Origin of the sequence: Dactylosporangium sp. NPDC051484, assembly GCF_040689395.1 — a bacterium.
Taxonomy (GTDB): Bacteria; Actinomycetota; Actinomycetes; order Mycobacteriales; family Micromonosporaceae; genus Dactylosporangium.
The window spans coordinates 17,308-40,969 of sequence record NZ_JBFAZX010000040.1 but is presented as its reverse complement, the minus strand read 5'-3'; the positions used below and the strand labels follow the sequence as shown (position 1 = coordinate 40,969).

Genomic DNA, 23,662 nt, shown 5'->3' with positions numbered 1-23,662 from the left:
TTGAAACCGGCGACCGGGATCTGTGGTCGCCCATAGGTGCAGCTTGGTCTACATCCGCCGCACCCGTGGCCACGCCTCATCGAGGTGGGCCACGGCTCACCGGTATTCACCAGCGCCTCCAACCATCGCATTGCCTCACATGCGCAACCCCTCTGGGCCGCTTCGCCCTGTGGACGGCCTTCCCCGTCCTCGGACTACTACCAGCCCTCCGCCCCACCCCGCAGCCATCGGCTGACGACGCGCCAACCCGCCGCGACCCGCCCGGCTGGCGGGCCCCGGACGGGAACCCCGGGGCGGTTCCCACGTTCACCACGACCGATCGACAGGTGAGGTGGCCAGCTATGCCCCTGCGGTATCGCCACGGCTACGCCGCAGACCTTCACCGTGGCCTGACCGGCGACATCAACCAGCCCAGAAGTTCTCCGCCCGTCATGAAAGGGCGGGAAAGCACCGCAATCCAGCCCGTATCCACCGGATTCGAGCTGACGGTAGCTCTTGGGGGGCTTACAGCGCTGGTTCCTCGCGTCCACCTTCCCGTCTCGCTTGCCGAACCCGCACCGTCCGGTAGTGCCGGTGCATCCCGTCGTTGTCGGGACTGCTTCCCACCTTCCCCAGCATCTTTCCGGATCAGGCTGCCCCCTGCTTTACCGCCCTGCCGCGACAGGACAGCGGTGATGGTCTCTCACTTCCACTCGGTTCGTGGCGCCTCATGGCGCTCGATGTCCCACGACCACACCTGGTTCGGTGCGGTGGCCACGAATTCGGGTCAGGCGGCCCCGGTGCGCTCCCACGCCCCCCGCGGGTCCGGCCCCGTCGGGTCCAGGTCCCGGTCGGCGATCCGCAGCACCAGGGGTCGTGCCGGTCGCTCGCGGCCACGCGCAGCCGGCCGGGCAGGACACCGGCGTCGTCGACGTGCACTGGCGGGCCCCGGTCGTGCAGCAGATGCTGCAACGGCTGGCTGCGGCGGCGGCGCGAGGTGGTCATGTCCGCGCCGGCGCCGCCGCCCGCGTAGCGCCACAACCGCATGCCCCTACCAGGGCGCCATGCGCCGCGACGTCGCGGGTGCGGGCGGCACGTCGTCCTCGTCGCGGGCGCATTGGTCTACGCCGGGTCCAAGCGGACATGCGGAAGGTCGCGGATCCTCAACGCGTACGGTGTCATGCGCGGACGTACGGGAGCCGTTGCGCGAACTCAACACCGCCGGCTGCGCCGCTCGCTAACGCGACAGCACAGCCGTGGTCATGGTGTTTCACTCCTCGGTTACCCGGGCTCTCGTCCGGGCACCCGTCTACCGCCTTCGCGACGACGGCTCCTGCTCCGGTTCTTCCTCAGGCTCTTTCTCTTCTCGCTCAGGCTTTTCTTCTTCCTCAGGCTTCTCCCCGCCCGGTTCCTTGCCGGCTTCCTCCGGCGCCTCCTCGTAGGGCTCCTCTTCGCCCCGCTCGGCCCGGCCCTGCTGCTCCTGTTGCTCCTGCTCTTCCTGAAGTGCTGTTTCGTGGTCCTTGACGACCTCGCCGTCGCGGATCTCGCCGCGCCAGCCCTCGACCTCGTCCGGGTTCAGGATCGTGCGCGTCATGACGTGCCGCCGGAAGTGCTTGAACTCCAGCCGCGCGCGACGGCCCTGGGCCCGCCACAGGTTCCCCGTCTGCTCGAACAGGCCCTGCGGGTGGTACTCCAGCACCAGCAGGATCCGGGTCACGTTGGGCGCCAGCTCGTGGAACGTCACCGTGCCATCGACGCGCCCCTTCGCCGCCTTCGAGCGCCACACGATGCAGTAGTCCGGTATCTGCTGGACGATCGTCGCCTCCCAGTCACGGTGCGACCACCAGACCTGCGCCTTCCAGCCGCTCTTCTCGTCGGACTCCTTCTTGACGTTCTCGAGCTTCTTCATGAAGCTCGGCAGGTCCTGGAACTGCGTCCACTGGTTGTACGCGACCCGCAGCGGAACGCCGACGTCGAGCGTCTCAACGATGTTGGTGACCTTCCGGTTGAAGTTCTTGTCCGCGCCCTTGCCCTTACCGCGGCCGAACAAGCCCTTGACCTTCTCCTTGATGCCGGCCAGCCCGCCACTGACCATCGCCGAGGACGGAGAACGCCCCTCGGCCATCTTCTTCGCGCCGGTCACGGCCGCCACCAGGCCGGTGTTGCCGCTGCCCTCGGCGTACTCCGTCAGCCGCTCGGTCACCGACCCGACCTTGTCACCGACCGAGGCCAGCGCGCGCTCACCGGCGGCCGAGGCCAGATTGCGCAACTCCCCCAGCAGCAGCTCGGCGATCTTCTGCCCGATACCCGTCCCCGCACGACCATCCGATTTCGACGCCATAGCAGATCACCTCCCCCGCCGTCGCACAGGCGGCCGACCGGCATCGGGACGTGAACGGGCGACGCCCGACGGCGCCTCGCGCTCCTCGTCGTCCGGCTCGTCGTACTCTTCGTCCTCCTCCTCGGCACGTGGCGCGGCTGGGGGCCGGCGCCGGGTTCGCTCCTCCTGCGGGTATCCCTCCTCGCTCGCCGCAGCCGCGGGACGACGCCGGGGCCGCTCCTCCTCGTATTCCTCGTACTCCTCGCGCTCCGCACTAGGACGGCGCCGCGGCCGGGCCCTCTCCTCTTCCGGCTCCGCCTCGCGAGCCCAGCGCCCGCCACCGGGCCGACGCAGCAGATCGGCACGCTCACGAAGCCGATCGGTGACCGATTCGATCTGACCGGTGACGGCGGTCCTGGCCGCGTCCTTGCCCGCCGCTACCAGGGGAGCACCGAGTTCGGCGAGTCTGCCCAGCTCCTTGGATCCGCTGAGTGCCCGCACCCCCCGCTGCAGGATGTCGCCCGGCCCGCTGATCCGGCCGACGGCCGCAGCGGCCGCGGCCAGGACGAGCCCCCAACGCAACTTGTGCTGGCGCCCCAGGAGATAACCCACCCCGGCGGCGAGCAACACCTGCGTCCGGCAGTTCATGATCCCTCCCTCCGCCCCGGATCCAGCGGCCACGCCACCGTCCGGTACCCGGACACAGGCCTCACCGACGGCGAGCACGGACTCGTCTCCCGCATCCGTAGGGGTACTGCAGCATTGCTTCGAATCGCGCTTCGTACCCGGCACGGCCGCCACGAAACGGATCCGGCGACCGCCGTTGCGTGCAGCGTTGAGGACGACGGCGCTACGAACGAACGGAGCTGGTGGGCCGTCCGCGCCCGCTCATGACCCGCGCGGCGATGTACACGCCGATGATCGAGAACAGAATGTGGAAGATGCCCGCCGGTCGCATGGCGGCGCCGGCCGCGCGAGCCAGTGGTGTCCTGTCGCAGTCAAGTTGGCGAAGTGCAGGGTTGTGACCTGGAAAAGGACAACTTCGATGAGACGGGTTCGAGATGAAGTCTCATCGAAGTTGTCGCTGTGACGCCGAATGCGGATCGACGTCTCATTCAATGTGGCGGACGCCAGGCGAATCGCAGGCGAGGTCAGGGCTGGCGGTGCGCGAAGAGGACCGCTCCTGAGGCGCTCTGGTCGAGGTCGAGCAGCATTTGAGCCTTGACCGTGAATCCGGCTTCGCGCAACCAGGCTGCCACCTGGTCGGGCTGGCGGCGGTGAACGTAAACCTTCATCGGGTGGCCGCCGTAGCCCTGCGTCTTCAGCCGGGACTCGTCGCCGACGTGGAAGCCGAGCAGAAGTGGTCCGCCGGGGCGCAGCACCCGCCGGAACTGCCCGAGAACCGTGGGAATCGCGTCGTCCGGGATGTGGATCAGCGACCAGAAGGCGAGCAGAGCGGCAACCGAGGCGTCGGCAAGGTGCAGGTCCGTCATCGATCCCACCTCGAACCGAAGGCCGGGGTGGTCGCGCCGAGCCACGTCGATCATTGCCTGCGACAGGTCGACGCCGAAGGCGTCGAGGCCCAGCGTGTGCAGGTGAGCGGTGACATGTCCTGGTCCGCAGCCCACGTCCGCCACGGGCCCGCCGCCGGCGGCGTGGACCAGGTCGGCGAACAACACCAGAGCCGCGCGCACGTACGGTTCCCCAGCCAGTGCGTCGCGGATGTAGTCGGCGTAGCTGTCGGCGACCGTGTCGTAGGAGGTCCGGGTGTCTGCCAACCAGTCGTCTGCGTTCCTTTTCGTCGGCCCGGATGTGTCGCCGTCTTCCAACGGTGTCGCGGTTGCTGTCACCGGTCAGCTCCTTGCGCTGGTGTGGATGGGAGGGTCTCGGGCGCTGGGTCGTGCCACTGAGCGACCGACGAGTGCCGGACAATGGCGAACAGTTGAAGGTCGGCGTTGGCCAGGTCGTGGTATGCCGGTGGGAGCCGGCGTTGGAACTCGACGCGGAACCGGTCACGGTCGGCAGCGGATGCCGACATGGCGAATGGTCGCCAATCGGGCGAGACCAGTAGTTCGCTGAGCGTGATGACCTCGGGATAGGTGGCCGCGCGGTGGACCGGGTCCCGGGCGTCGGCCGGCCAGTCCTGGTGGCCGAACCGGCGGGGCAGGGCAATGTCGCGGGCCAGAGCGTAGGGCAGTCCCCAGCCGCGGTAGGTCAAGAGTTCCCAGACTTCGCGAGCGGCGGGTGTGCACGATGCCGTGTCCGTGCGCGCGGATGAGGCGACGGTGGCGGACCTGGGCGTGCTCGATCTCCGGGTGCCAGGCCAGGTCGGCCTGGTCTCGGGGATGCTCGGCGCCGGGGCCGATCCAGAGGTGGTGACGTAGGCAGATGTTGTGGTCGTGCCGGTACCACATGTCGATGCGCTCCGCGCTGGTGCGGATGCTGGTGCAGCGGCGGCAGGCGGGGCGCACGGTGTTGGGTTTGCCGGGCAGAGTGCGTCCCCGTAGCGCCATCCCGTGCGGCTCGGGGTATTGAGATCGCAGTTCGGGCAGCGCGTAGGCCAGCACGATGGATGGTTGCCCGCTGGCGCTGGCCAGCGCGCCGAGGCTGACTTTCGCGATGGACTGCGACGTTCCGGCGGTGAGGTAGTCGACGAGGTCCGCACCGGTGATCCGGTTGGCGGTGACCAGCCGCAGCAGGTAGGAGCCGGTGGTCTCGTCCTGCGCGGGGCGGCAGGTGCGGGGCAGCGCCCGGCGGGGACCGGCCCGGAACATGTGCTCGAGCATCGTGACGCTCACCGGCTGGTCTGACGGGATCGGGGTGGTTTGGGTGAGGCGGACTCGGTGGCGTGGTCGACCACAATGACATCCAGCAGGTCCCGGGTGATCTGTTCGCTGCCCTCCACAATGGCGTAGATCGCGGCGGCACGGATGATGTGGGACAGGCTGCTGATCAGCCCACCGGTGCGCTGGTGTAGGTACTTGGCCTGCGCGACCAGCGATCCGGGCTGGTGGCGGTGCAACCGCAGGGCCTGTTCCATGCCGGGTGGCGGGCTTCGGCCGGTCGACCAGGACGATGGGTCGATGAGCGGGGCGACGGGCCGGCGGTGGCGGGTGAGCACCTGCACGCGGGGGTCTAGGTCGTGGACCTCGCCGACGAAGGTGGCCGGGCTTGGCCCGCGCCTCGGACACCGGCCAGGTCAGCAGGTGGAGGGAGATTTCGGTGACCTCGCTCATCGGCACCAGGGCTGCCCACTGGTACCGGTCGCGGGTGATTCACAGTGATGGTGCCGGCCGCGGCCGCGGTGATGTGCTCGGACCAGCGGGCCCGAGCGTCCTCGACGTCAACCGGTCCGCCGCGACGGTCGATGAGCGGACGCAGCCCGATGGGTACCTGGCGTCGGCGGTCCCGGAGAACATGCCCCGGGACCGCCGACGTGTCTGTACCGCCCGGATCCGGACGGATCTAGCTGTTGGTGGCGCCTACCACAGCGGCGCGCACCGGGCCGCCGCTTGGCGGATGAGGTCCGGGTCCAGGTCGGTACCGCGCTCCGGCAGGTTCCGTTCCGGCCACTCAGACCACAGTTGCAGGGCCGTTGCGCCGTCCGGGAGTTCGAACCACATCTTGAACTCGAAGCTCCCGTCTCCGCCACCGCCGCCGGCCACATGCACCGGAACGTCCATCACACCGGACGCTGTCTGCGCCCGAACGCCGAGCCGCAGATCCCCAGGACGTAGCAGATGCGGAAGGTCGAACGCCAGGTTCGGATTCGTGCCGGCGTCGTTGTCCTTGAGCCGGATCAGAAACTGAAAGACGAGTGCCCTGGGTAGGACCCGAGCCGCCGCCATCGCGACCACGGTCCGCTCGTCAGCCAGCAGCACTCGATCGAACTCGGCGACCGTCACCGGCAGCACATCCGACCGCGTGATCTGTCCGTCGTCTGCCATGGTCAGTAACTATACCGACACGCATTGCCGACACTGGCGGCTTCGCAGTCCGCGTCGTGCGTCTTCGCACCGTCCGACTGGTACGAGGCCCACGGTGCGAAGTACACCCACAGCGTCACGGCACTGGTCAGCACCTTCCCATGCCGGTCGCCGTAGCCGCTCAGGTAGTCGACGCTCGCGTTCAGGAGATTGCCCGTGTCCGCCGAGCCGCAAACGGAGCCCTGGCACACCGACCACATCTTGAAGTGCTTGTTCTGGAAGTTCCCGGAATCGGGGAAATACAGGTTGCTTCCGTTGAACCGCGTCGTCGTGGCCCCCGGGTTCACCGTGACGTTCGCCTTGTACCGGTCCGTCACCTGACACGTGCTCGTGCAGTACTGCGCCTCGTAGATCAGTTCCATGGTACTTGACCGTTCTGGCGGTCACCGCCTGCCCGTCAGCGGACAACTCGGCCGCCTTCGCTCGCTCCCTGCTGGTCAGCGAGTGCAGCGACGGGTCGTACAACGATCGAGGTAAGGTGCCCGGTGCCGCGTCGGGCCGGACGCCATGCAGCACCTCGAGAATATGCGGCTCCCACCACAACGCCCGCGCGACAACCTCGTCGGGCAGTCCTTCCAGCAACCCCGTCGCGGGCAGTGCCCGGGGTGCCGGACGGTCCAGCACCGCGAAGTCCGGTCTGGACTGAAGCGACGTCAGCGGCATCTCGGTCATGCCACCGCACGCGTCAACCAACCGCGCCAACACGCCTGAGAACCCGACCACGGTGCGCACCGCCGCGTCAGCGCGCACGCGGTCCCCGACTGTCAGCACGGCCGGCCCGCTCATGGCTGCCGACCCACCCGGACCAGGCTCCCCGGCCGTAAAGGCTCGGTAGTCAGGTCAACCCGAAGCACCTGCCGCCACAGCAGGTGATACGCCACCGGCAGCACCGCAAGCCGATCCCCGACTTCCGCCACGCCAGCGAACAAGCCGGTCGGCTCGGCGAACACCGCCAAGAGCGCCTCGACGACGTCGCGCCGGCCCCGGCAACGAGGATGTCGATACCGCGCCAACCACCGCACGTTCGCCACGAGCACCGGATCCGGCGTACTGACCCGCCGGTAGGACCACCCAACCTCTGCACACGCCCTCGCCGTCGCATCGAATGCCTCCGCGTCAGCCTGCTCGATGCGATCGTCGGGACGCACGTCGATCACCACAGCAGTCCCGTCAGCGCGCCGAGCGAAGAAATCCGGTGCATGCCGACGCATCCGCCCGTGCTGCGTCCACAGCAGCCAGAACGGCTGCGACGCAAACGCCACCACATCCCGGTCCTGGTCCAACAGCATCGCGTGGTCGCGTTCGAGCCAGGATTCGAACCCCACGTGCTGCGCCATCGTCTCCGACCACCACCAGCCGGCGAAACTGCCGGTCCCTTTGGCCCATCGAAATTGCCGTACCGGCGGCACCTGCTCGAACTCCACCTGCCAGTAGGACCCGAGGCGCCCGCGTTGGACCTCACCGTCTCCGTCCACGAACCTGACCGCGAACGTCGATCGACCGTCTACCGCCGCCGAGACCACAAGCTCATCCACGAGCGTCACTCAGACAGCATCGTGCCCGGTGGACAAACTTCGATGGCACCGGACAAGCTTCGATGGCACGGGACAAGTGAGGGGTGGGTGGTTTGGTCTACCCGAGTTTGGTCACCTGGCCGCTGGGCAGTGTCAAAACATCTTGACACTCCCGCTTCCGGCTGCGCCTCACCGGTGTCGGCGACCACCGGCAGTTGCACACCCTGCTGGCCGGGCTCCTCGTCGGACCCGAATCGCTCGGTCGGCGGCCCGGTCGGCGGCCCACCGACGGCGATCTCGTCGCCCGCCAGCACGGGCGAGGTACTGGACCTGGATGAGCCCATCACGGGCACGATCATCCTCAACGACACCGCCGGTGAATGGGTGTGGAACGGCATCCCGGCCGACATCGCCACCGTCGACGGGGTGCGGGTGGTGGTCATCGACCCCCCGACGGCGACACGCACCTGGAAGACCGCTCGGATCTATCCCGGCATGGTGGCCCAGATCGAGTTCGAGGGCGAACTGCCGCCGGACCAGGCCGCCGCCTGGCTACGCCGCTGCGCCCCGCCGAAGCGGGTCAGCTGAGGGTAGACGACCCGGCCCCGACACCCTGGCCATCCACCGCACATCCATTCACTCAGCGACACGATCGTGCGGCCGACTCCCGCCGATCATCGATCCGGCACGCAACGACCGTACGGCGGCATGAGAATGCGCCGGGATATACGTCGAAGCCCCGGAGGTCACCTGGACGCGGTCCCGTGGCGTGGCAGGCAGCGGCTGTGCTACGTGGGTGCGTCAACCCGCGCCAGGTCGGATGCGAGCACTTCGACCTGCGACAGTTGCTCGCTGTTGAGCCGCCTGGCATCCCAGGCCAAGGCGGCGAGTTCGGCCCGGCGAGGGTACAAGCGTGCGGTGTCCGTGGACGGGCCGACGCCGGTCAGGGCGGCCAGGTCACCGGCCTCGATACCGAGCACTGCTGCGAATGCAGTGATGTAACGCGGAGTCAGCGCCGACTCCCCGCGTACCACGTGGTAGATCGTCGAGTCGGAGACGTAGGGGCCGTCGCCTACGTCGTGCAGCAGCTGCGCGATGTGCGGGCGGATGTTCCGGTTGGCCAGCAGACCCATCACCAGCGCGCCGGGCCCTGGCGGAACGCGCGCCGGCCGGAGCGGCTCATCAGGCACAAGCACCGGAAGCGAGCGGATGTAGTGATGTAGCCGTTCAAGACGCGGCCCGAGCAGACGCATGGCTGAGCGCATCACGTGCCCGACGTGCCAGGGATGGGTGCCGCTCGCCGGGGCCAAGTCGCCCGGCACGTCATGACCGGCGATCACGAACAGGTCCGCAGCGTGCAGATCCAAGGCAGGTGCCAAACGACGCAGCAGAGCGGCACCGGCGTAGCCGCCGGCCAGCACCGCGGCAAGCTCCGGTACGGACACGCCCGCAGTCTGCGCCACCGTTGCCGGGTCAGCCCGCCGGACCGCCAGCAGCCGTCCTAACAGCACGCCGAAACCAGGCGACTCCCTCATAGCAACCAGCGTAGGCAGCAGACTGCCCGACACAACGTACCCGCCCCGTCATCACAGCCGGGACGCCCATTCCAGGGGTTCACCGCTGTGGACACCGTACAGTGGCCGGGCAAGACGTACCGCAGCGTCGTGATGCTCCGTGACCTGCCTTGATGTGGCTACGGCAGCGGGGTGACCCGATCAGTACCGCTCGTCGCCAACGCATCACCGGTGTCAGTGTCGGTGCTGGTGTCGGTGCGGTCCGATGGCGTGTCGGCTGCAGGGGGCGTGGAAGCCTCCGACATCCAGACGATGGCCGCGCCGGCGACGACGACGAGCCCGATCCCGGCGACGGCGGGCAGCCGGACCGCCTGGTCGAGGATCAGCAGCCCGACGAGGGCGCCGATGACCGGGTCGATGCTGAACAGGGTGCCGACCACCGGGCGGAGGACACCCGGGCGGCGATCGTGTCGACCGTGTACGGGATCGTGATCCCGACGACGGCGGAGATCGCGAGGATCGCCCACTGCCTGCCGGTCACGGTGGTGATCGTGCCGACGCCGAACGGTAGCGACACGACGGCGGCGACGACGACGGACAGCGCCAGACCGGACAGCCCTGACGCGGCTTTGCCGACCTTCTCCGCCGACACGGTGTAGAGGGCGAAGAAGACGGCGGCGCCGAGCCCGAACGCGTACCCGGCGGCGTCGAAGTAGCCGCCGGGGCCGGAGATGAGGATGACGCCGCCGAGCGCGACGAGGGCGCTCTGCTTCGACCGCGGGGATGCCGCGCTCGCTCGTCACATCATCGACGAGACCCGGGCCGGTGAGCACCCTGCCCACCATCAACGAGGTCTTCGCCAACGCCGAGGCCGAGCTCTCCGTCGCCTACCGGGCGCTCGGCGACGCCGCCGACTGGCTACGCTCCGACCAGGCGCCGGTCGAAAGCCCGCTCACCGCCGACCAGGCGCGTCGGCGCGCTGCCATGCGGGAGGCAATCGACGCCGCCAAGGACGCGATCATTCGGGGCCCGGGGCTGCAGTGAGGCGACCGCAGTACAGGCTGCCGCAGCCCGCCAGCGTGAGGAGCGGCGTGTGCTGGTCGAGGGTTCTGCTTAACGCAACGGGCCCATGCTGGCTGGTGCGGTACCTATGAATACCGCACCAGCCACTGTCAGAAGCGCCATGCACCGCTCGCCGCGAAGCAAGCCGGCCACACCACCCTGTAGACGCCGGGCGACATCCGTTCCGAGTTTTCTATCTGTCGCTCGGGCTGCGATCTGAGTAAAGAATCCCGGCGGCGGTCTCACGAAACACCCGCCCGACCCGTCTTCCCAGTATCGGCGGCCAGCAACCGGCCGGCGATCACCCACAGGAGAAATAGGACGACATCATGTCGCTGGAAGGGAACAAGGCCATCGTCGGACGCTGGTTCACCGAGTTTTGGGGCAACCCCTGGAACCCTGCGGTCATCGACGAGCTCGCGCACCCCGACATCCGCTTCGAGTACTCGCTGCACAAGCCCATGCGCGGTCGCGACGAAGTGCGGGCGTTCGCGACCAACTTCCGCACCGCGTTCCCGGACCTCAACTTCTGGGGCACCGCCGACCTGATCGCCGAGGGCGACTACGTGGTCGGCCAGTGGGAAGGCGGCGGCACCCACACCGGGCCGATCGACTTCGACGACCTGCCCATCGGCGCGGTGCCGGCGGCGTCCGGCAAGACGCTCCGCTTCACCGGCACGACCGTCCTCAAGGTCGCCGACGGACTCATCGTCGAAGAGGTCGGACTCGACGACGGCGTGAAAGTCCTCCAGCAGCTCGGCATCATCCCCACCGAGTAGGTCGACGAGTACGCCGTTGAAGGCAGGGAGGGGTCAAGCGACATGCGCGGCCCCTCCCTGCACAGTTCTCGGCCTGATGGATTTCGGCATCGCCGGACTCACGAGCGTTGTTCTCTCATGGACGCATCATGGGCCGCTGGGGGCACCAGCGGCGTCCACAACACCATCCACAAGACTGGCGCCACCCTCACAGTCGAGGGTCCCTCCACTCCGCTGTTACCACCCATCACGGAGCCACGTTTCACGAGGCATCAGCCCACCCAGTTGCGGGCCGGCGAACGTCGCGGTCCACATGGTGGTCTCGAACCGGCTCGCCGCCCGCGCGCGCAATCTGCCGGCACAAGCTGCTTGAGGTGGGCGCCGCTGGCGGCGGTGAACACCATCGACCCCGCCGCCTGCGCCGCCGCCACTACCAGCAGCTGCCCGTACCAGCACGGCCAGCAGCCGCAGCGCCCCCGCGCCGACCGCGCTCACCGCCCGGATCTGCACCAGCTCGTGGTGAGCGGATCCGCCCCTTATCCCATCCGGCTGGTGAACTGGTTCGTGTCGAAGTAGTCCCGCCACGCCTTGATCTTGCCGTCATTGACCTCGAAGGTTCCCATGACCGGCAGCTCGAACGACTTGTCAGGGAGCGTGAAGACGTCCACCCGCTCGGTCATCACGACCGGACCATCAGCCGCGATGTTGATGACCCTGAACTCGATTCGCTCAATGCCCGGCGGCCCAGGGCGGATGAACGAGGCGATGTTGTCGGCGATGGCCTCCCTACCGGCGACCGGCGCGAACGGGATGTTGTGGTAGACGGCATCATCGGTGAAAAATGCAGCCAGCTCGACAGGCCCGATATTGTCGGACCATGCCGCGCAGAACCTGCGCACCACCTCGATCGGCCTCTCCATCTGGCTCCTTCTGTGGTCGATTCTTCGGCGAAGTTGACGATACGTGTATCCGCTTCTGAAGGCGCCATCACGGTGGGACTGCGGCAGCACGGCGGTCAGCGATCACAATGCCACAATCGACCGGCTCGACTTCTTCGCTCGCATTGCCCAAGCGAAGTAGACGTCCAGCACACCCGCAGAGCTGCGTCTCGTCACCGATCGCGAACGGGCGACACCCAGGTCGCCACCTCACGATGTCTCCAGCGGGCGAGAAAGGGACGGATTGAGCTTCTGTCTCCCCGCGCCGTCGGAGAGTCGTTGTCCGGATTCTACCGGGCGGGGCTGACGGTGGCCGTGAACTGGCCGGTGAACCCGGTAGCCGGCCGGCCCGGGTCTACGGGTTGCAGGTCGAGGAGGAGGTCTTTGCCGCCGGCGCTCTGGTAGACGAGGTCGTCGGCGTTGGGCAGCCGCTGCAGGGTGGTGTGCTGGTTGTAGGGCGGCAGTTGTCCGACGGTTTCGTTGTGTTCCTCCGGCAGGTAGAGCTGGCTGGTGTATATCTCCCGTCCGCCAGCGTGGATCTTGAGATGAATGTGCACACTGCGGGTGAAGTACCAGCCCGGATAGATGGTGTCGAAGGTTGCGGTGCCGTTGGCGTCGGTGTGCTGCAGGCCGCGCAGGAAACGCGAGTCGTCGGTCGGCGGGACATGAAAGTCGGAGGAATCGTCGTCCAGCTGCGGGAGGGTGTCCGGGTTGTGGGCCAGGTGTCCGGAGTAGTAGCCGAGGGCGTCGCAGTGCCACACCTCGACGACGGCGCCACTGAGGGGCGCGCCGCCGGTGTCGCGTACCAGAATGCTCAGTTGTAGCGGGATGCCGGGGCGGCCGTCGGCGACGTCGCGGCGGAACAGGGCGTCGTGGCCGTGAATGTAGTACGGCCCCTCGGTGGTCTGCGGCGAGTCGCCGTCGGACTGCTTGCCGGCGCCGGCGAGCAGGTCGGTGGACGCACCGAACTGCGCCATAATCGCCTGGAGCGCGGCGACCTGGGCGTCGGCGGTGATGAGGTCGGTCATGCGGAAGACCTTTCGATGGTCGCAGGTGGGTGTGTAGTCAGCCGGCTGATGATGTGCTCGGGCTTGTCACGTTGGGTGTGCAGTGCCCAGTAGGCCTGGGCGATGTCGTCGGGGTCGGCGTGCGGGATGCCCGGGGCCGGTGGGGTCGCGCCGATGAAGAGGTTGATGGCGACGGTGCCGGCGTAGATGCCCTGGTCGGTGAGGATGTTGTGCAGGTTGTGGACCCAGTTGCGCAGGGCGGAATGCGCGGCGTTGGTGGCGGCCAGCATCGGGTACGGGCTGATCGCGCCGCCGCCGGTGGTGAACAGCAGCGTGCCGGTGCCGGCGGCGAGCATGCCGGGCAGCACGGTCTGGGCGGCGGTGACGGCGCCGTAGAGCAGGTGCTCGATCTCCGGGCGCAGGTTGTCGACGGTGACCTCGTGCGGGAAGACCTGGTTGAGGCCCGCGTAGGGGGAGAACTCCAGGACGTCGATCCCGCCGACGTGTGCGGCGGCCTGCTCGAGTGCTCCGGCCAGGGCGGCCTGGTCGGCGGTGTCGGCGGGGAAGCCCGCGGCGGTGACCCCTGCGGTGGCGAGTTCGGCGACCAGCGCGTCGAGCTTGTCCTTGCTGCGCGAGACGAGGGCGACCTGGAAGCCGTGACCGCCGAAGACCTTGGCGAGCGACAGTCCGAGGCCGGGACCGGCCCCGACGATGGCGATGGTGGGCATAGGCGAAACCCTTCGGGCATGGTGACGAAACGCCTGACACCTGCTGTCAGGCGCGAGAAGAAAGGCGCAGGGAGCCGGTGGTTACCGGTCGGAAGTGTGGCTCAGGGGGCCGTCCGGGTCGGCGGCCTTGAGCAGGCGCTCGGCGATGACACCGAGCTGTCGCTGCTGAGATTTGGTGAGCGGGTCGAAGACGGTCCGCTGGACCTCGGCGACGTGCGCGGGGGCGGCAGCGGCGACCTTGTCCCAACCCTCATCGGTCAGGGTGGCGAGGGTGTAGCGGCCGTCGGCCGGATCGGGGGCGCGGCGCACCCAGCCCTGCCGCTCCAAGCGGGTGACGACATTGCCGAGCCGGGCCAGGGTGCTGGCGGTGTAACCGGCCAGCACGCTCATCCGGTAGGTGCGATCAGGAGCCATGGACAGCGAGGACAGCACCATGTACTCGAACTGGCTGATGCCGGCGTCGCGCTGCATCTGCGTATCCAGCGTCGCGGGCAGCCTGATCAGCGCGTAGGCGAACAGGTACCAGATCCGCTGCTGCTCCTCGTCGAGCCAGCGGGGTGCCTCGGTGTCGTCCATGCCCCCAGCATAGCTACAAGCTTGTAGTCATGCCAGACGGTTTTGACTTGTAGCTTGTAGTGAAATGCTGCTAGCTTAACTACAAGCTTTTAGTCATGGCCGGGGAGTTCGATAGACAATGCACGTCGCTATGTGGGTTGTCGCGGACGTGCTGGCCGTCGTGTTCCTGGCCACCTGCACCATGAAGCTGACCCGGACGACCAAGCAGTTGGGCGGCCTCCGGCCTGAGCTGGACCGCGGAGGTCAGCATCGTGACGGTGAAGCTCATCGGTACCGCCGAGGTCCTGGCCGCGATCGGGCTGACCCTGCCCGCGGTGTTCGGCGTCGCCGAGATCCTGGTGCCTCTCGCGGCACTCGGACTGGTGTTGCTGATGGCGGGTGCGGCGATCACACACGCCCGTCGCGGCGAACCGCAGATGATCGCCGCCAACGCGATCCTGCTGACGCTGGCGGCCGTGCTCGCCGGGGGCCGGTTCGGCCCCTACAGCCTCTGACCATCCCCCGCGAATCATCGCGGACCTTCCCCGCACACCCAGGTCAAGGACCACATCATGCAGAACATCATCGTCAGCGGCGGCAACAGCGGCATCGGGCTCGAGTCCGCCCGCAGCCTCCTGCAGCAGGGCCACCACGTCGTCATCCTCGGCCGTGACCCGCGTAAGGGCAAGTCCGCCCTGGCCTCCTTCGGCGCGACGCGCGAACGGGCCTCGTTCGTGCAGGCGGACCTGTCCACCCACGACGGCGTCCGCCAGGCCGCCCGAGAACTCCTCACCGCGCACGAACGCTACGACGCGATCCTGCACACCACCGGTGTCATGACGTTTGAGGATCTGCGCACCGCCGACGGCCTGCACCCGTTTTTCACGGTCAACTACCTCAGCCGTTACCACCTCACCCAGCTCCTGCTGCCCGCCCTGCGTCACGCCGAACACCCGCGCGTGGTCATGATGACCGCTCATGTACCCCTGACGACCCGGATCGACATGGCCGACTTCCCGCAGTACACCCCGTTCAGCTTCACCCGGATGCGCAAGCCGATCCAGATCGCGAACCATCACTACGCGGCTCACCTCGCCGCCACCGAACCCGGCCTGCTTACCGGCGTTGTCAACGCCGGCACCGCCCGGACCGACATTTTCCGCATGCAGCCGCGCTGGATGCGCGCCACCGCCACCGTCCTCGGACCACTGTTCTTCGACTCCATCGACAAGGCCGCCCACAACGCCATCAACGCCACCGGTCGCCAGGACTGGCCCACTCGCTCCTACTGGCGAAAGACCGGAGACTTCAGCCACCCGACACCGATCAGCCTCGACGCCAGCCAGACCAGCGCCGTCATCGCCGCCTCCCGCAACCTGACCAGCGCCTGACCCTTCGGACCGAGGACCACCGATCCCACAGCCCCGCCGGCTACCCGCTCACCATCCCTGCCTGCTCGCCCCTCGCGCTGGTCCTCGCCGCCGGCGACCGCGACCCAGCCCCATTTCCCGACCCCGACCGCTTCGACCCCGACCGCACCGACAACGCCCACCTCGGCTTCGGCAGCGGCATCCACGCCTGCTTCGGCGCCCCACTCGCCCGCGTCGAGGCGCAGGTGGCACTGCCCGCGCTCGCCCGCCGACTGGTCAATCCCCGGCTGGTGGCCGATCCGCCGCCGTACCCGCCCAGCCCAGAACTCCGCGGCCCCGCCACCTCCCGATCGAGTTCGACACCATCGCCCCGGCGGCTGAGACGGCGCCCCACGGACACGCCATGCGGCCGGCACACGGATAGAACACTGGTCCGCTCAGCCCGCGAGCACCACAAACCCTGCTGCCAATCCGCCAGGTCGCTGATCGAACCACGTGGCAGCGCGCTTGGGCCTACGACGCCGTCCCGCTGCTCGGCCTGCTTGCCGGGGCTGCTGGTGCCGGCCTCGCCGCGCTGGTCGTCGGCACCGCCTACGCCCGCCGCTGCTGACGTCGGCACCGGGCTCCCGGCTGGCGACCGCATGCCCGCGCGGGTCGTGGGCATGCGCAATCGCGTGCTGGTCAGTCGTAGACGCGAGTGGTGCGGCGGGCCCGCCAGCGGCGGAACGCCTCGGCCGAGCCGCGACGAGGCGGGCGGACTATGGTCTCGATCGGCGTGTCCTGGACGGGCAGTGCGAGAACCCAGCGCCCCACAGTCCCGCGCGCCGGCCGGATCCGGTGACTGCTGTTGGTCCTCGCCCTGCTTTCGCCTCTGCTGATCACCTCTCTGCGGGGTGGCCGATGGCCTGCCACAACAGCCCCGCGTCGGCCAGAGGCGGCGAGTCTCGAGCACAACGGGCACTCGCGGAACGCCTGTGTTGGCCCGCTGAACCAGCTGTTACAGGTACTGGCCGGTCGCGTCGCTGTCGGTCTTCGACACCTGAACGGACACCACGTTGGCGAGGTTGATGACCACACCGTTCTCGTTGGCGGCGCGGTCATACTTCGCATGGGTCAAGACCAGGCCCCGCCGCTCGTCCAGGGCACAGGCAATCGCCTTCAACGCCTCCTCCGGTCCACCGAAATCCGTACTCAGCAGGGATACGTCTTCTCCGCCTACCGGGTGGAATCGCATGACCAGTTCGATGTTGTCAACCACGACTGGCCCCCTTTCGCAGGGAATCGGGTGGCGCTGCGCTCTCTCCCGGCCCAGCGCCCGCAGCCGTGGTCACGGAATCGGACATGACTCCGGCATCCAGGCGCATCGCGGCGAGCCCAGACGATGTCAAGTATGACCGATCCGAGGCTGGTGACCACTTTTTCACCCGCACCACGATGGCAGGAGATCGCGGCTGCTCCGCACGCCGCTTCGGCCGAGGTGTGTCGGCCCGCGCGTCGGTCCGGGCCGACGATCATGCGGCCGCGTCCGTCAGCCGAAACCTACCGCCCGCGATCTCCTCACCCGTCCCGCGATCTCGACCGCGATCGACCGACCGACACACCCGGCGGACACCGCATGCCGCCTGCTCGTGCTCGACGGCGCCAACCGTGCCGCGCCGCACCGAGCTACCGCTGACCGGCCGGCGCGGCACACTTGAATTTAAGGTGGGCGTCTCTACCGAAGCGGACCCGACTGCTGGAGCCGTTCCAACTTTAAACCGACCGGAAGCCCGCGCGCAGTACTTCCGCACCGACTGGCCGGTGCCGATGCCAGAGCTGCTCGCAACCACAACCAGCGCCTGCCTGAACTCGCCCGCCATCCTCGACGGGGTCGAACAGATCGCGTCAGCCGCGCCCATTCCTACCGCAGTGGCATCCATCCGGAGACGACCGTGACCCAGCCAACGCCGACCACCCCCGCAAAGGGCACGTACCGCATCATGGCTGCCCGCTCCGCCGTCAGGTTCCAGACCAACCACCTCTTCGGCCTGACGAACGTCGCCGGCACGTTCGCCATCCGCTCCGGCCACATCGTCATCGCCACACCGGTAACCGCGTCGACCGCGACCGTGTCCATCGACGCGGCGAGCTTCACCACCCACAACCGTCGACGCGACGCGGCCGTGCGTTCGGCGAAATTCCTCGACACCGCCCATCACCCTGACATCACCTTCACATCGCACGGCGCGCGCCGCTACGGCAACCAGTGGTTGGTGCACGGCGACCTCACCGTCCGCGCCACCACCCGCCCGGTCGAACTCACCATCGAGCACCTCCAAACCAGAGACGACGAGCTGCGTGCGCAGGTCACCGCTCTCATCGACCGCTACGCCTTCGGCCTCACCAAATCCAAAGCCATCACCGCCCGCTACCTGAACCTCATTCTCGAGGTCACTGCCATCCACAGCTGAAGCCGACCCGACATCGGCGGCCCCTCCGTCCGTCACGGCGTCCAGAGCCGAACGAACTTGGCGCCGGCCACCGGCCCTCACGGCCATTGTGTGGAGGCCGCCATGGTTGATTCGCTGCAAGGGTCGGCTCCTCATGGATCGGCAGGCCGCGTCGGGCGGCGCGGTCAGATCGTGGAGTGATGGCCCAGCTCTTCGCCGCTACCCGTTGCCCCGCCATGGCCATGACAAGCGCCCGCGACACCGCCGAACAGCACGCGTAGTCGTAGGTGATCGGTGCGATGGTCACCGGAGTGAGGGTGATCAGGATCCAGTGCGCGGACGCGGTGCTGGCACAGCTGGTCGCGCTACGGAGGTTAGCGCCGTTCGGAAGTCGTCAGCGGCCACGCGAAATCGACCGGACCGTCGCCGGATGCCAGGGTGCGGCGGGGCCCTCCGATCGCCCGAGCGCAGCTCATCCCTGTCGGGCGACGAACGTGACCACTGGTACGCCAGCTGCGTGCACAGTCCCCAAGTGGACCGCCATTCCGGTTCCGGTCTCCACAAACCCTTGCGACGTGATGACGCGCCCGACACCGACGCCTTCGACGCACGTCGACAGAAAGGTCAGCCATGCCTGTCGCCGCTCGACACACCACCTTCATTCCCTTCGGCTCCTCCGCACAGCCTCGACTCTCCCTCTCTTCGGACCGAGTGTCCCGACTGCGGTTGAAGGCACCGGCGGGCGTTGGGCGCCCCGCTGTTGCAACGCTTCAAGGCAGTGCGGACGACGAAGACCGATGACATCATCGCACCGGCACGATCAACTATCGCTCAGCCGTGCCCTGTCGCGGTATGCCGACCGCTGCGGCACGGGGTATTGGGGGGAGCGGCGGTCGCTCCAGACCTCGGCGGTGTGATCGCGGTCGGCTCCTCGACACACGAACGTCTGACCGCTGACGAGACACGGTCCTCGGCGGCTTCCCAGCCCGCACCGTCAATGTGCCGCTTATCGTCTGAAGGCCCGGCCGGTGACGGTGAGTCCGTCGTACCAGCGCCGAGCAGCCCGCGCAGCAGCCGGGTGCACTGCATGAACAGCTCGACCGGCAGGAACGGGATGTGCAGGAACAAGCCTGTACACAGGTCTCGACGCCACCCAGGCGCCTGTACCCGTCCGGCACGGCTCGCCTCGGGCGGTTGGTCTACCCCCCCCCCCCCCAGGAGGTTCCAACGTCGGCCGGGCCAGCACACTGCGGAATTCCCTGCGGGGTTCCAACGCCCCGACGTTGACCTGGGCAGAGGTGTGGCATTGCTTCGAGCTGGAGCGTAGTCGGAATCGTGTCGATGCGGCTGCTGTAGCTCACCTTCTGCCGGATCGTTGGATGGTAGGTCCTGCTGGCCCGCGACAACGCGAGTCTGGAGCCGGAACTGCTCGTGCTGCGTCACGAGAATGCGATCCTGCGGCGGGGCGAACCCGAGACCGAAGCTCAACTGGGCTGACCGGGCGGTGCTCGCCGTGCTGATCCGCCGGCTGCCGCTTTGTCGCGGCACCGCCGTGAGGTTCCCGAGGCTACCGACGAACTCGGTAACTTGTTGCACTGTCATGGAGCGGCTTGGAGCGGCATGGAGCCGCCGCATGGAGCCCTGTTCGGTCCAGGTGCCGTTCATGACCTCGAGCCCACGACCGCGCGTAACACCGATGGGGCGGAAGCGCCTGCCTCCGCCCCATCTCTCGGTCGTCGGGGCGTCAGGTCCGGTCGTCGGGGCGGCCCTTGGCGATCCGGCGCAGGTAGTGGTCGACCTCCTGTCGGTTGTACCCACGTAGGGCCACCCGGAAGCTGACCGCCTGGGCATCGGCTTGGGCCTTGGCCCGTCGGGTCGGGTCGTCGGACGCGATGGCGTCGTTGGCCTTCTGGACGAACGTGTCGACCTCGGCCCGGTCGTAGCCACGGAACTCGGTCGCGAACTGCGTCATACTTACCAGTGTGCGGCTTTCCGGCCAGGGTGCACACACGCTGCTTCTCGCCGGCCTCCGCGGTCCGAGCCCGGTCGACTGCACCGGGCCGAGCTCGAAGTACCACGTCCTGACCGAGGGCATCCCGCTGTGCGCGTCGCTGACCGGCGACAACCGCCACTACGTCACCCAGTTTGCTGCCGCGTCGAAGCCGGGTCGAACGTGCGTGCCCGGGCTGGCATATGCGATCCGCATGTGCACACGTTTTGAGCGTGTACGCCGCATTTCTGAGGCGATGCCCTTCGACACGTTAACTCCCTACCCGGCGACAAATCGGGCGAACGAGTCAAACCGGAATCGCCAGATCGAGCTAGCATCCGGTCTCACCGGAGCCTGGGACCTCGCACCCACCCTCGTCGTCGCAGGTCACGACGAGTCGTCACCAACGCGGATGCTCGGCGAGCTGCCGGGGCGTCTGATCGGCACCAAGACCAGCACCGCTGTCGGTCAGTCATCTCGACCTTACGATCTTCGCGGACGTACAGGTTCCGCTGCCGTCCACTCTCACATGGCTTCGCACTGATGTGGCCGTGTCGGCAACGTTGTGTGTGCTGGATTTCTGGGCCCGATTCCCTTCGACACGCACCCCCACGCGACACTCCCTTGGCCAGCAGGGCCTGGACCTCGGCATAGCGGTGCCGCGTCCGGACCGCCAGCAGCGTTTCCGCCTTGGCCGCCGCAGCCGGCTGCGGCGCGGGCGTATCCGCCGCTGGCTGGGCGGGCTCCGGTTCACGCAGGCTGGCGCGGTGGCGTGCGAGGCACTTGTCGACCGCCTGGCAGAGGTCCACGGGGGTGTGTGATCAAGCGGGGACGGCCGGTGCCGTGACCGGGGTGTCCGACACCCGATCACGGCCCCGCCGCAGCGGTCCTGACAGATGCCATCGGCAGCCGCCGTGGCTCAGGTGCGGGTGGTGTAGGCGTTCACGGCGCCGACCACGTCGACCGTGACCCGTTCGCCAGCGGTGTACGCCACCGTGGCGTCGGCGCGGGCGTCGAGCAGGGTGCCGTCGGGCAGTTCCACGGTGAGGACGGTGTCAGCGCCGAGGAATCCGCTGGCGCGGACGACGGCGTTGCCACCGGCGGCAGGTGTCACGCGGAGCTGTTCGGGCCGGACGAACACGGTGGCGTCGCCGTCCGGGCACGGCTGTGCGACACGGAGCGTGCCGAGCGTGCACGACGCCGCGCCGGCGTCGACCTTCCCCGGCAACGTGGTGCCGGGGCCGAGCAGCCGTGCGGTGTCGAGGTCGACCGGGGTGGCGTAGATCTCGCGGGCGGGTGCGACCTGCGTGAACCTGCCGTGGGTCAGCACGGCGACCTCGTCGGACAGCGACAGCGCCTCCGCCTGGTCGTGGGTGACCAGCAGCGTGGTCACCCGTTCGGCGCGCAGGGCGTCGGCGACGGCGGTGCGCGTGGCCGAACGCAGGGCGGTGTCCAGCGACGAGAACGGCTCGTCGAGGAGTACGAGCGCCGGGCGGCGGGCCAGTGCCCGGGCGAGCGCGACCCGCTGCTGCTGCCCGCCGGACAGCTCGTGCGGATGACGGCCGGCCAGGGACGCGTCGAGACGGACGAGATCGAGGAGCTCGGCGACGCGGTGCCTGCGCTCCGCCCTGGTCCCGGCGGCCCGGGACAGGCCGAACGCGATGTTCGCCTGGACGGTCAGGTGCGGGAACAACGCACCCTCCTGGGCGACATAGCCGATGCTGCGTTTCTCCGGAGGTACCGCTGAAACCACCCGGCCGGCAAGGGCGATCGTGCCGCCGTCGGCCCGGTCGAACCCGGCGATCAGCCGCAGCAGCGTCGTCTTGCCGCAGCCGGAGGGGCCGAGGATCGCCGTGGTCGTGCCCTCGGCGACGTCCAGGCTCACCCCGTCGAGGACCCGCGCCTGGCCGTAGCTCTTGTGCACGTCTCGCACTGACAGCGCGGTCATGGTCTGGCTCCCCGGGTGGACTGACGCAACAGGAGGTACGCCGCCGGCAACGACAGCGCGATCATGCAGACCGCGTAGGGCGCGGCCCGCGGGTAGTCGATCTCGGCGGTGGCGGCCCAGAACTCCGTGGCCAGCGTGTGGGTTCCGGTGGGCGCGAGCAACAGGGTCGCTGTCAGCTCGGTGGTCACGGCGAGGAACACGAGAGCGGCCGCGGACAGCATGCCCGGTGCGGCGAGCGGAACGGTCACCCGGCGGAAGGTTGCCAGGGCCGACCGTCCGAGCGCGCGCGACGCCTCGTCGAGCGTCGGTGGCGCCTGGCCGATCGCCGCCCGCAGGTTCACCATGGCGCGGGGCAGGAACAGCATCACGTAGGCGGCGACGGCCAGCGTGGTGGTCTGGTAGAGCGGGCGGGCGTACCGGATCGATGCGGTGACCAGCGACAGGCCGACGACGACACCAGGCACGGAGCTGGCCAGGTAGGTGCTGCGTTCCATGACGGTGCTCACGATGCTGCGGTACCGCACGGCGAGCCACGCCATGGGGAATCCGATCGCGACGGCGGCCACGGCGGCGAGCGCGCCGAGCTTCGCCGTGGTTCCCAGCACCGGCAGGAGCGCGGCCAGGTCCCATGCGCCGGCGGTACTGTAGGTGAGCCAGTGGATCACACTGTACGCCGGGACGCCGATCGCCAGCCCGAGCAGGGCCAGTAGCAGAACGATGACGGGTCCGGTGAGCCACCCCAGGCGGGCCGGCACCGCCGGACGGGCGGCACCGGCGCCGAGGCGGGCGGTCCGGGCGCGTCCGCGGACCAGCACTTCGAGGGTGACGAACGCGAGGCAGCACAGCACGAGGACCGCGGCCAGCATGTTGGCCGCCGCGGACGCGAACGTCGACTCGTACTGGGCGATGATCGCGGTGGTGAACGTGGGGTAGCGCAGCTGCTCGATGGCGCCGAACTCGGCGAGCAGATGCAGGGCGACGAGCAGGCCCCCGCCCGCCATGGCCGTCCGCAGCTGCGGCAGCACCACGCGGGCGAAGACCCGTACCGGGCCGGATCCCAGCGCCCGGGCCGACTCCTCCAGGGCTGGATCCAGGCCGCGGAGCGTCGCCGCCACCGGCAGCAGCACGAACGGGTAGTACGACAGGGTGGTGACGATGGTGGACGCGGCCAGCCCGTCCAGGCCGGGCCGCACCGTGATCCATGCATAGCTGTTGATGAACGCCGGGATGGCCAGCGGAGCGGTCAGCAGCGCGAGCCACATCCCGCGCCACGGCAGCGACGTGCGTTCCACGATCCAGGCCAGGGTGGTGCCGAGCACCAGGCAGCATCCGGTGGCGGTGCCGCACAGCGCGAGAGTGTTGCCCAGCAGTTCGGCGATGAGCGGCCGAAACACGAGCGGCCGGATGCCGTCCCAGCCCACCCCGTAGGAGTAAAACATGATGAACACCAGCGGTACGGCGGCGAACGCCGTGACCGGAACACACAGCGCCAGCAGGCGCAGCGGTGGGAGCGACCGGAGTCGCCGCGCCGCCGCGCCTGCCGCCGGTTCGGTCTGCGGCATGT

The 23,662-nt window shown here is 68.6% G+C and carries 27 protein-coding genes; 8 read left to right on the top strand and 19 right to left on the bottom strand.

The window, feature by feature from the left end; genetic code table 11:
* Positions 1-1,288: 1,288 nt before the first annotated feature.
* From AB0367_RS35280 to AB0367_RS35245, 8 genes are all read right to left on the bottom strand, one after another.
* The gene (locus tag AB0367_RS35280; RefSeq protein ID WP_366230854.1) at positions 1,289-2,320 is read right to left on the bottom strand and encodes an SRPBCC family protein; all 1,032 of its coding nucleotides are present in this window, start codon (positions 2,318-2,320) and stop codon (positions 1,289-1,291) included.
* 6 nt (positions 2,321-2,326) lie between these two features.
* Positions 2,327-2,947, bottom strand: a complete 621-nt coding sequence (locus AB0367_RS35275; RefSeq protein ID WP_366230853.1) for a hypothetical protein — start codon at positions 2,945-2,947, stop codon at positions 2,327-2,329.
* A 503-nt stretch (positions 2,948-3,450) separates the two neighbouring features.
* A complete protein-coding gene (locus tag AB0367_RS35270) occupies positions 3,451-4,149 on the bottom strand; it encodes a class I SAM-dependent methyltransferase (protein WP_366230852.1) in 699 nt (232 codons plus the stop codon).
* A gap of 162 nt (positions 4,150-4,311) precedes the next feature.
* Positions 4,312-5,097, bottom strand: coding sequence for a TniQ family protein (locus AB0367_RS35265; protein ID WP_366230851.1), 786 nt, complete (start codon positions 5,095-5,097; stop codon positions 4,312-4,314).
* Entirely contained in the window at positions 5,094-5,339 is a 246-nt protein-coding gene (locus AB0367_RS35260; protein WP_366230849.1) for a hypothetical protein, read from the bottom strand. Before AB0367_RS35260 ends, AB0367_RS35265 begins: the two co-directional genes overlap by 4 nt.
* A gap of 442 nt (positions 5,340-5,781) precedes the next feature.
* A complete protein-coding gene (locus AB0367_RS35255; RefSeq protein ID WP_366230848.1) occupies positions 5,782-6,204 on the bottom strand; it encodes a hypothetical protein in 423 nt (140 codons plus the stop codon).
* Between the two features lie 44 nt (positions 6,205-6,248).
* Positions 6,249-6,647, bottom strand: coding sequence for a hypothetical protein (locus AB0367_RS35250; RefSeq protein ID WP_366230847.1), 399 nt, complete (start codon positions 6,645-6,647; stop codon positions 6,249-6,251).
* A 420-nt stretch (positions 6,648-7,067) separates the two neighbouring features.
* Positions 7,068-7,829, bottom strand: coding sequence for a TnsA-like heteromeric transposase endonuclease subunit (locus AB0367_RS35245; protein WP_366230846.1), 762 nt, complete (start codon positions 7,827-7,829; stop codon positions 7,068-7,070).
* A 165-nt stretch (positions 7,830-7,994) separates the two neighbouring features.
* On the opposite strand from AB0367_RS35245, the gene AB0367_RS35240 reads away from it, so the two are divergent.
* Positions 7,995-8,387 (top strand): hypothetical protein, encoded by a 393-nt coding sequence (locus tag AB0367_RS35240; RefSeq protein WP_366230845.1) that lies wholly within the window; start codon positions 7,995-7,997, stop codon positions 8,385-8,387.
* A 200-nt stretch (positions 8,388-8,587) separates the two neighbouring features.
* Here AB0367_RS35240 and AB0367_RS35235 read toward each other — a convergent pair whose 3' ends face one another.
* The 3 genes from AB0367_RS35235 to AB0367_RS35225 all read right to left on the bottom strand — a co-directional run bounded on the left by AB0367_RS35235 (position 8,588) and on the right by AB0367_RS35225 (position 9,965).
* Positions 8,588-9,244 carry an XRE family transcriptional regulator gene (locus AB0367_RS35235; protein WP_366230844.1) on the bottom strand — a complete coding sequence of 219 codons (657 nt, stop codon included), beginning with the start codon at positions 9,242-9,244 and terminating at the stop codon, positions 8,588-8,590.
* Between the two features lie 248 nt (positions 9,245-9,492).
* Positions 9,493-9,753 carry a hypothetical protein gene (locus AB0367_RS35230; protein ID WP_366230843.1) on the bottom strand — a complete coding sequence of 87 codons (261 nt, stop codon included), beginning with the start codon at positions 9,751-9,753 and terminating at the stop codon, positions 9,493-9,495.
* Entirely contained in the window at positions 9,696-9,965 is a 270-nt protein-coding gene (locus tag AB0367_RS35225; RefSeq protein ID WP_366230841.1) for a hypothetical protein, read from the bottom strand. The genes AB0367_RS35230 and AB0367_RS35225 overlap by 58 nt, the downstream gene beginning before the upstream one ends.
* Before the next feature lie 173 nt (positions 9,966-10,138).
* On the opposite strand from AB0367_RS35225, the gene AB0367_RS35220 reads away from it, so the two are divergent.
* Together AB0367_RS35220 and AB0367_RS35215 are read left to right on the top strand one after the other, a co-directional pair.
* Positions 10,139-10,357 (top strand): hypothetical protein, encoded by a 219-nt coding sequence (locus tag AB0367_RS35220; protein WP_366230840.1) that lies wholly within the window; start codon positions 10,139-10,141, stop codon positions 10,355-10,357.
* A 347-nt stretch (positions 10,358-10,704) separates the two neighbouring features.
* Entirely contained in the window at positions 10,705-11,154 is a 450-nt protein-coding gene (locus AB0367_RS35215; RefSeq protein ID WP_366230839.1) for an ester cyclase, read from the top strand.
* A 515-nt stretch (positions 11,155-11,669) separates the two neighbouring features.
* On the opposite strand, the gene AB0367_RS35210 is transcribed toward AB0367_RS35215, so the two are convergent.
* From AB0367_RS35210 to AB0367_RS35195, 4 genes are all read right to left on the bottom strand, one after another.
* Positions 11,670-12,053, bottom strand: a complete 384-nt coding sequence (locus AB0367_RS35210; RefSeq protein WP_366230838.1) for a limonene-1,2-epoxide hydrolase family protein — start codon at positions 12,051-12,053, stop codon at positions 11,670-11,672.
* Positions 12,054-12,361: 308 nt separating this feature from the next.
* Complete coding sequence (locus AB0367_RS35205) at positions 12,362-13,099, bottom strand: hypothetical protein (RefSeq protein ID WP_366230837.1); 738 nt, start codon at positions 13,097-13,099, stop codon at positions 12,362-12,364.
* Positions 13,096-13,806: an SDR family NAD(P)-dependent oxidoreductase gene (locus AB0367_RS35200; protein ID WP_366230836.1), complete on the bottom strand. Its 711-nt coding sequence runs from the start codon at positions 13,804-13,806 to the stop codon at positions 13,096-13,098. Before AB0367_RS35200 ends, AB0367_RS35205 begins: the two co-directional genes overlap by 4 nt.
* A gap of 81 nt (positions 13,807-13,887) precedes the next feature.
* Positions 13,888-14,382 carry a winged helix DNA-binding protein gene (locus AB0367_RS35195; protein ID WP_366230835.1) on the bottom strand — a complete coding sequence of 165 codons (495 nt, stop codon included), beginning with the start codon at positions 14,380-14,382 and terminating at the stop codon, positions 13,888-13,890.
* Positions 14,383-14,633: 251 nt separating this feature from the next.
* Between AB0367_RS35195 and AB0367_RS35190 the strand changes: the two genes are divergently transcribed.
* The 3 genes from AB0367_RS35190 to AB0367_RS35180 are packed head-to-tail and all read left to right on the top strand — an operon-like array spanning position 14,634 to position 16,609.
* Positions 14,634-14,876, top strand: a complete 243-nt coding sequence (locus tag AB0367_RS35190) for a DoxX family protein (RefSeq protein ID WP_366230834.1) — start codon at positions 14,634-14,636, stop codon at positions 14,874-14,876.
* A 57-nt stretch (positions 14,877-14,933) separates the two neighbouring features.
* Entirely contained in the window at positions 14,934-15,752 is an 819-nt protein-coding gene (locus AB0367_RS35185; RefSeq protein ID WP_366230833.1) for an SDR family NAD(P)-dependent oxidoreductase, read from the top strand.
* Positions 15,650-16,609, top strand: a complete 960-nt coding sequence (locus tag AB0367_RS35180) for a cytochrome P450 (protein WP_366230864.1) — start codon at positions 15,650-15,652, stop codon at positions 16,607-16,609. The genes AB0367_RS35185 and AB0367_RS35180 overlap by 103 nt, the downstream gene beginning before the upstream one ends.
* A 119-nt stretch (positions 16,610-16,728) precedes the next feature.
* Here the strand turns inward: AB0367_RS35180 and AB0367_RS35175 are convergent, their stop codons facing one another.
* Positions 16,729-16,989: a hypothetical protein gene (locus tag AB0367_RS35175; RefSeq protein WP_366230832.1), complete on the bottom strand. Its 261-nt coding sequence runs from the start codon at positions 16,987-16,989 to the stop codon at positions 16,729-16,731.
* Positions 16,990-17,662: 673 nt separating this feature from the next.
* Here AB0367_RS35175 and AB0367_RS35170 point away from each other — a divergent pair.
* Positions 17,663-18,181 carry a YceI family protein gene (locus AB0367_RS35170; protein ID WP_366230831.1) on the top strand — a complete coding sequence of 173 codons (519 nt, stop codon included), beginning with the start codon at positions 17,663-17,665 and terminating at the stop codon, positions 18,179-18,181.
* A gap of 1,723 nt (positions 18,182-19,904) precedes the next feature.
* On the opposite strand, the gene AB0367_RS35165 is transcribed toward AB0367_RS35170, so the two are convergent.
* Positions 19,905-20,132, bottom strand: a complete 228-nt coding sequence (locus tag AB0367_RS35165; RefSeq protein WP_366230830.1) for a DivIVA domain-containing protein — start codon at positions 20,130-20,132, stop codon at positions 19,905-19,907.
* Positions 20,133-20,142: 10 nt separating this feature from the next.
* Here AB0367_RS35165 and AB0367_RS35160 point away from each other — a divergent pair, with 10 nt between their 5' ends.
* Positions 20,143-20,694: a hypothetical protein gene (locus AB0367_RS35160; protein WP_366230829.1), complete on the top strand. Its 552-nt coding sequence runs from the start codon at positions 20,143-20,145 to the stop codon at positions 20,692-20,694.
* A 375-nt stretch (positions 20,695-21,069) separates the two neighbouring features.
* Here the strand turns inward: AB0367_RS35160 and AB0367_RS35155 are convergent, their stop codons facing one another.
* Complete coding sequence (locus AB0367_RS35155; protein WP_366230828.1) at positions 21,070-22,098, bottom strand: ABC transporter ATP-binding protein; 1,029 nt, start codon at positions 22,096-22,098, stop codon at positions 21,070-21,072.
* A complete protein-coding gene (locus AB0367_RS35150) occupies positions 22,095-23,660 on the bottom strand; it encodes an iron ABC transporter permease (RefSeq protein ID WP_366230827.1) in 1,566 nt (521 codons plus the stop codon). Before AB0367_RS35150 ends, AB0367_RS35155 begins: the two co-directional genes overlap by 4 nt.
* Positions 23,661-23,662 lie beyond the last annotated feature (2 nt).